This is a genomic window from Rhodococcus sp. P14, assembly GCF_000256505.1.
Classification (GTDB): Bacteria; Actinomycetota; Actinomycetes; order Mycobacteriales; family Mycobacteriaceae; genus Rhodococcus; species Rhodococcus ruber.
Genome location: NZ_AJFC01000188.1, coordinates 1 through 5,750, shown reverse-complemented (window position 1 = coordinate 5,750; position 5,750 = coordinate 1). Strand labels below are relative to the sequence as shown.

Sequence of the window (5,750 nt, the reverse complement as noted above, 5' to 3'; positions counted from 1 at the left end):
CGCGGCCCCAGCCTGTCCGGCGGACAGCGGCAGCGCGTGGCGCTGGCCCGGGCGCTGGCGCGGCGCGCTCCCGTGCTCGTGCTGCACGAGCCGACCACCGCGGTCGATGCGGTTACCGAGCAGGCCGTCGCGGAGGGGATCGCGCGCCTGCGGCACGACGGCGACGAGCACACGACCGTCGTCATCACCTCGAGCCCCGCGCTGCTCGCCGCCGCCGACCGCGTGGTGTTGGTCGACGACGGCGAGATCGTCGCGTCCGGCACCCACGCCGAACTGTCCGCCACCGACCCCACCTACCGAGCGGCGGTGCTGCGATGACGAACAACGAGTCCGAGCTGCTGCCGATCGCCTCCGCGGGACGGTCGTGGCGCTGGCTGGGAGCGCAGCTGCGCGACGCGCCGGGGCGGGTCGCGCTGACGGTGACGGTGTCCGTCGGGTCGGCGATCGCCGCGGTGGTGCCGGTGCGCGTCCTCGGTGTCCTCGTCGACCGGGTGCGCGAGCAGGCCCCGATGTCCACCCTCGGATGGGTCGTCGCGCTGATCGCCGCGGCGGCGGTCGTCGGCGGCGTGCTCGAGGGGGCCGGCCTGCACCTGGTTGCGCGTCTCGGCGAGACGGTGCTGGCCCGGCTGCGCGAGACGGTGCTGGCGCGGGTGCTGACCCTGCCCACCGAGACCGTCGAACGCGCCGGGCACGGCGACGTCCTCTCCCGCGTCGGCGACGACGTCGCGGTGCTGGCGAAGGCACTCGGCTCGGTGGTGCCGCAGCTGGTGGCCGCACTGATGCTGGTGGTGGTCAGCGTCGCGGCGATGGTCGGAATCGACTGGCGGCTCGGTCTCGCCGGCCTCGTCGCGCTGCCGATGTACGCGCTCGCCCTGCGCTGGTACCTGCCCCGCTCGGCTCCGCTGTACGCCGCGGAGCGGGTCGCGATGGGCGCACGGTCGCAGGCACTCGTCAGCAGCATGCACGGGGTGCGCACGGTCCGTGCCTACGGCCTCGACACGACCCACCTGTCCGGCATCGATGCCGCCTCGGCCCGCGCGCGCGACCTCACCGTCGGCGTGTTCGGCCTGTTCACCCGATTCGCGGGCCGGGCCAACCGGGCCGAATTCGTCGGTCTCGCGGCGCTTCTCGTCGCCGGGTTCGTCCTGATCCGGGCGGACGCGGTGACCGTCGGCGAGGCCACCGCGGCGGCACTGCTGTTCCACCGCCTGTTCTCGCCCCTCGGGCTGCTGCTGTTCACCTTCGACGACGTCCAGTCGGCGGGCGCGAGCCTGGCCCGGCTCGTGGGCGTCGCCGACCTCCCGGCGGCGCCGACCCCGGACGACGGTCCGCCCGACGAGCCGCGCTGCGGTCCGCCGGCGCTGGAGCTGACCGGGGTGCGGCACCGATACGCGCACGGCCCCGAGGTCCTGCACGGCGTGGACCTGAAGGTCGCGCCGGGGGAGACGGTGGCGTTGGTCGGCTCGACCGGCGCCGGGAAGTCGACGGTCGCCGCTGCCGCCGCCGGGGTCGTCACGCCCACCTCGGGGGAGGTCCGTCTCGGTGGCCGGGCGCTCGGCGAACTCGGTGCCCGGCTGCGCCGCTACGTCGTCGTCGTCAGCCAGGAGGTGCACGTGTTCGGCGGCCCCCTGCTCGACGACGTGCGCCTGGCCAGGCCCGACGCCACCGTGGACGAGGTCGCGGCCGCGCTCGACGCCGTCGGCGCGGGCGAGTGGGTCCGCGCCCTCGACGACGGCGTGTACACGGTCGTCGGTGAGGGCGGCCATCCCGTGACCGCGGCCCAGGCCCAGCAGCTCGCGCTGGCGCGGGTGCTGATCGCCGATCCGCAGGTGGTGGTGCTCGACGAGGCGACGGCGGAGGCCGGCAGCGCGGGCGCGCGAGCCCTCGAAGCCGCCGCGGCGGTCGTGACGCGAGGACGCACCGCGCTGGTCGTGGCGCATCGGCTGACGCAGGCCGCGGCCGCGGACCGGATCGTCGTGCTCGAGGCGGGCCGGGTCGTCGAGGAGGGGCCGCACGCGGCGCTCGTCGCCGCCGGAGGCCGCTACGCGCGGCTGTGGCGCGCGTGGCAGGGCGGCGCCTGAGGATGTGCTGCCAGGGTCGCGACCTGCGGTGCAGGGTAGTGTGGATCGGTCCGTTGTGCCCGTGCTGCCGTGCGGCCGCACCCGCGCCACCCACCTCAGGAAGGTTTTCATGCCCATCGCGACAATCAACGGCATCCCGCTGAACTACCAGGTCAAGGGGACCGGCGACCTCGTCGTGCTGATCATGGGGACGGGCAGCCCCGGCCGGGTCTGGGACCTGCACCAGGTTCCCGCGCTGGTCCAGGCCGGCTACCGCGTCGCCACCTTCGACAACCGCGGCATCGCGCCGTCGGGGGAGAGCCTCGGCGGCATGACCATCGACGACCTGGTGGCCGACACCGCCGGCCTGATCGAGCTGCTCGGCGGTCCCGCGTATGTCGTGGGCACCTCCATGGGGGCGCGCGTCGCGCAGGAGCTGTCGCTGGCCCGCCCGGACCTGGTGCGCAAGGCGGTGTTCCTGGCCGGGCACGCCCGCATGGACCAGTTCCAGGTCACCCTCACCGAGGGCGAGCGTCAGCTGTACGACAGCGGCGTCGAACTGCCCGCGAAGTACCGGGCGGCGGTCACGGCCGTGATGAACCTGTCGCCGGCGTCGCTGGCCGACCCGCACACCGCGCGGGACTGGCTCGACGTGTTCGAGTTCACCGGCGGCAAGACGTCGCCCGGCGTGCGGGCGCAGCTGGGAATGGACCGTGAGTTCGACCGTCGCGCCGCCTACCGGGCGGTGCGGGTGCCGTGCCTGGCCGTCGGTTTCGCCGACGACCGGATGATTCCGGCGTACCTGTCGCGGGAGGTGGCCGACGCCATTCCCGGCGCGAGCTACCAGGAGATCCCGGACGCCGGGCACTACGGCTACCTCGAGCAGCCGGAGGCCGTGAACAAGGTGCTGCTGGAGTTCCTGGCGAGCTGATCGCCGCCCGGGACGAGCCGGCCGCTCCTGCTCGGTGCCACCCGCTTTCGCTACCCGCTCCACGCTATCCACAACGCGGGGGAGTGCGTGCCACCGTGAAGTGCCGGTCGGTACCGGGGCGTTCGATCTCGTCGAGGGCGGCCACGGCGAGATCCTCGGCGGTGATGCGTGAGGTGCCGTCGGGTTCGGTGAGCAGGGTGGTGGCTCCGCGCCGGTACGTGCCCGTGCGCGTTCCGGATTCGACGATCGCGGGCGGGCTCAGGTATGTCCAGCGCGGGTTCGTGTGCCGGACACAGGTGCGGAGCTGGGCAGTGCTGGCCTCGGCGACCGCTCGCCATTCGACCGGCACGTAGTCGGGATCATCGAGGACCGCCAGGCCGTCCCTCCGCGGTGAGCGCAGGGGGCCGGCTCCGCCGATGACGAGCAGGCGGGTACCGGAGCGACCCGTAGCGTCCAGGACCGCCGTGGTCAGCGGTGCGATCGTCTGTTCCTGGCCGGGAGCGGCACGGACGGCGAGGATCGCCGCGTGCGCACCCGCGAGTGCGGCATCGAGTCGTCCGGGCACGCCGGCATCGACGGCGAGTGGGGTGACGCCCGGATCCGGATGGGTGCCCGGATGCCGGGCGGCGGCGACGACGCGGTGTCCGCGCGTGGCGGCTTCGGCTACGAGGCGCGAGCCGACCATGCCGGTGGCCCCGATGACGGTGACGTTCACGACGAAAGTCCTTTCCGCGTACGGGCGCGAGGCGCGGTCTGCCCGGCGCCGAGCGCCGCGAGGGCGAGCACGAAACCGACAAGCTGCGGTGCGCTGAGGGTTTCCCCCGCCACGAGGACACCGAGGGCGGCGGCCACGAGGGGGGAGAGCAACCCGAGCAGCGCCGTCGCGGTGACCGGCAGGGTGCGCAGGCCGTTGAACCAGAGGGTGTAGGCCAGCAGCCCACCGAGGAGGCCGAGCCAGAGGTAGCCCGCGACGGCGGGGGCGTCGATTCGGCTGGGAACCCCTTCGATCAGCAGTGCCGGTACCGACAGGATCAGGCCGCCGACGGTGAGCTGCCACCCTGCGAAGCTGATCGCGCCGACTCCCTCGGGCCGGCCCCAGCGTGCGGTGAGAACGACGCCGGTCCCCATCACCGCGGCACCGGCGAGCCCGGCGACGATGCCGACGGGATCGAAGGCCGCTGCGGGGCCGAGCACGACCAGGCCCACGCCGAGCACGCCGACGACACCCCAGACCAGACGCCGGAGCGAAAGGCGTTCGGGCAGAAGGACGACGGCGAGAAGAGCGACGATGATCGGCTGGGTCGCGCCGAGGGTGGCGGCGACCCCGCCGGGCAGCCGTTCCGCGGCGAGGAACAGCAGCGGGAAGAACAGGCCGATGTTCAAGGCGCCCAGCACCGCGGTTTTCCACCACCAGGCCCCGCGGGGCAGCGTCCGGGAGAGCAGGAGGGCGAGCACGCCTGCGGGCAGCGCCCGCACGAGCGCCGCGAACAGGGGGTGGCCCGGGGCCAGCAGTTCTGTGGTGACGACATAGGTCGTGCCCCACACCGCAGGGGCCACGGCGGTCACCGCAGTGAGTGCCGTGCGGTTCGTCACCCGCCCCGGGGGCGCCGGCAGAGGAGTTGTCGTGGTAGTCACCACATCACTGTCGCGTCGTTGTACCGATGAGTCCAAGACATGGTTTTCATATCAGCAATCGATGTGCACGATAGGTGAATGGAACTGCAGCAACTGCGGTATGTGCTCGCCGTGGCCGAGAAGCGGAACTTCACCCGAGCGGCCGAGCAGTGCTTCGTCGTCCAGTCGGCGCTCAGTCACCAGATCAAGGCGCTCGAACAGGAGCTGGGCGTGGCACTGTTCGCCCGGACCAGCCGCCGCGTCGAGCTCACCGACGCCGGGGCGGCGTTCCTGCCCGCCGCGCGGGCGAGCCTGGAAGCTGCCGAGCGTGCCGCTGCCGACGCGACCGCTACGGTCGGCCAGGTGCGGGGCACGCTGACGGTCGGTGTCATCCCCACCGTGACCGCCGTCGACATTCCCGCTGCCTTGGGCCGGTTCCACCGCGCGCACCCGGCGGTGCGCATCGCACTACGGCACGGCGGCAGCGACGAACTCGTGAGCGCACTCCGCGCGGGTCGGGTCGACGTCGCCGTGCTGGGCCTGCCTGACGCGACCACTCCCGACCGTGTCCGGTCCGTCGAGCTGGCACGCGAACGCCTCGTCGCTGTGCTCGCGGCCGATCATGGGCTGGCGGGGCGGCGCCGGCTGCGCTTGCGTGATCTTGCCGGGGAGACCTTCGCGGACTTCCCGGCCGGGACCCAGGGGCGTGCGCAGAGCGACCTCGCCTTCGACGCCGCCGACCTGCGGCGGGAGGTGACCTTCGAATCGATGTCGACCGACCTGATCCTCGACCTCGTGAAGCAGAACCTCGCCGTCGCGCTCCTGCCACCCGCGTTCGTCCCGTCGACCCCGAACCTGGTCACGGTGCCCGTCGGCGACGGGCCGACCCGAGTGGAGTATCTCGCCTGGAGCGACTTCAATCCCGCGCCTGCCGCGGTGGCCTTCCTGGACATACTGCAGCCCCGGGCATCGCCGCGGTGACGTCGATGGTCTGTCGAGCCGGCCGTGGGGTGCTGCCGTCACCGGCACGGTCGCAGGCACCCGCACGCGTTCGGGCGGAGGCGATCGTGTCGCCTCCGCCCGAACGTGACGGTCCTCGACGGATCCTCGAGGTCGCGGGTCCTACGCCTTGGGGACGCGGACGA

At 73.2% G+C, this 5,750-nt stretch carries 6 protein-coding genes; 4 read left to right on the top strand and 2 right to left on the bottom strand.

Going from position 1 to position 5,750, the window contains the following annotated elements; genetic code table 11:
• The 3 genes from OEY_RS28465 to OEY_RS0113725 form a co-directional block, all read left to right on the top strand.
• On the top strand, nucleotides 1-318 hold a 318-nt coding region (locus OEY_RS28465), incomplete at its 5' end, for an ATP-binding cassette domain-containing protein (protein WP_010594432.1).
• The gene (locus OEY_RS0113730) at nucleotides 315-2,081 is read left to right on the top strand and encodes an ABC transporter ATP-binding protein (RefSeq protein ID WP_010594431.1); all 1,767 of its coding nucleotides are present in this window, start codon (nucleotides 315-317) and stop codon (nucleotides 2,079-2,081) included. The genes OEY_RS28465 and OEY_RS0113730, both read left to right, overlap by 4 nt.
• A gap of 109 nt (nucleotides 2,082-2,190) precedes the next feature.
• On the top strand, nucleotides 2,191-2,991 hold the full coding sequence (locus tag OEY_RS0113725) for an alpha/beta fold hydrolase (protein ID WP_010594430.1): 801 nt from the start codon (nucleotides 2,191-2,193) through the stop codon (nucleotides 2,989-2,991).
• 64 nt (nucleotides 2,992-3,055) lie between these two features.
• Here OEY_RS0113725 and OEY_RS0113720 read toward each other — a convergent pair whose 3' ends face one another.
• Together OEY_RS0113720 and OEY_RS0113715 are read right to left on the bottom strand one after the other, a co-directional pair.
• Nucleotides 3,056-3,706 (bottom strand): NAD(P)-dependent oxidoreductase, encoded by a 651-nt coding sequence (locus OEY_RS0113720; RefSeq protein WP_010594429.1) that lies wholly within the window; start codon nucleotides 3,704-3,706, stop codon nucleotides 3,056-3,058.
• Complete coding sequence (locus OEY_RS0113715) at nucleotides 3,703-4,626, bottom strand: EamA family transporter (RefSeq protein WP_029540034.1); 924 nt, start codon at nucleotides 4,624-4,626, stop codon at nucleotides 3,703-3,705. Before OEY_RS0113715 ends, OEY_RS0113720 begins: the two co-directional genes overlap by 4 nt.
• A gap of 78 nt (nucleotides 4,627-4,704) precedes the next feature.
• On the opposite strand from OEY_RS0113715, the gene OEY_RS0113710 reads away from it, so the two are divergent.
• Nucleotides 4,705-5,586, top strand: a complete 882-nt coding sequence (locus OEY_RS0113710) for a LysR substrate-binding domain-containing protein (RefSeq protein WP_010594427.1) — start codon at nucleotides 4,705-4,707, stop codon at nucleotides 5,584-5,586.
• The last annotated feature ends 164 nt before the right edge of the window (nucleotides 5,587-5,750 follow it).

Excerpts from the sequence above, each read along its gene's own strand:
- OEY_RS0113730 (WP_010594431.1), top strand. The coding sequence starts at position 315 with ATGACGAACAACGAGTCCGAGCTGCTGCCGATCGCCTCCGCGGGACGG.
- OEY_RS0113725 (WP_010594430.1), top strand. The coding sequence starts at position 2,191 with ATGCCCATCGCGACAATCAACGGCATCCCGCTGAACTACCAGGTCAAG.
- OEY_RS0113710 (WP_010594427.1), top strand. The coding sequence starts at position 4,705 with ATGGAACTGCAGCAACTGCGGTATGTGCTCGCCGTGGCCGAGAAGCGG.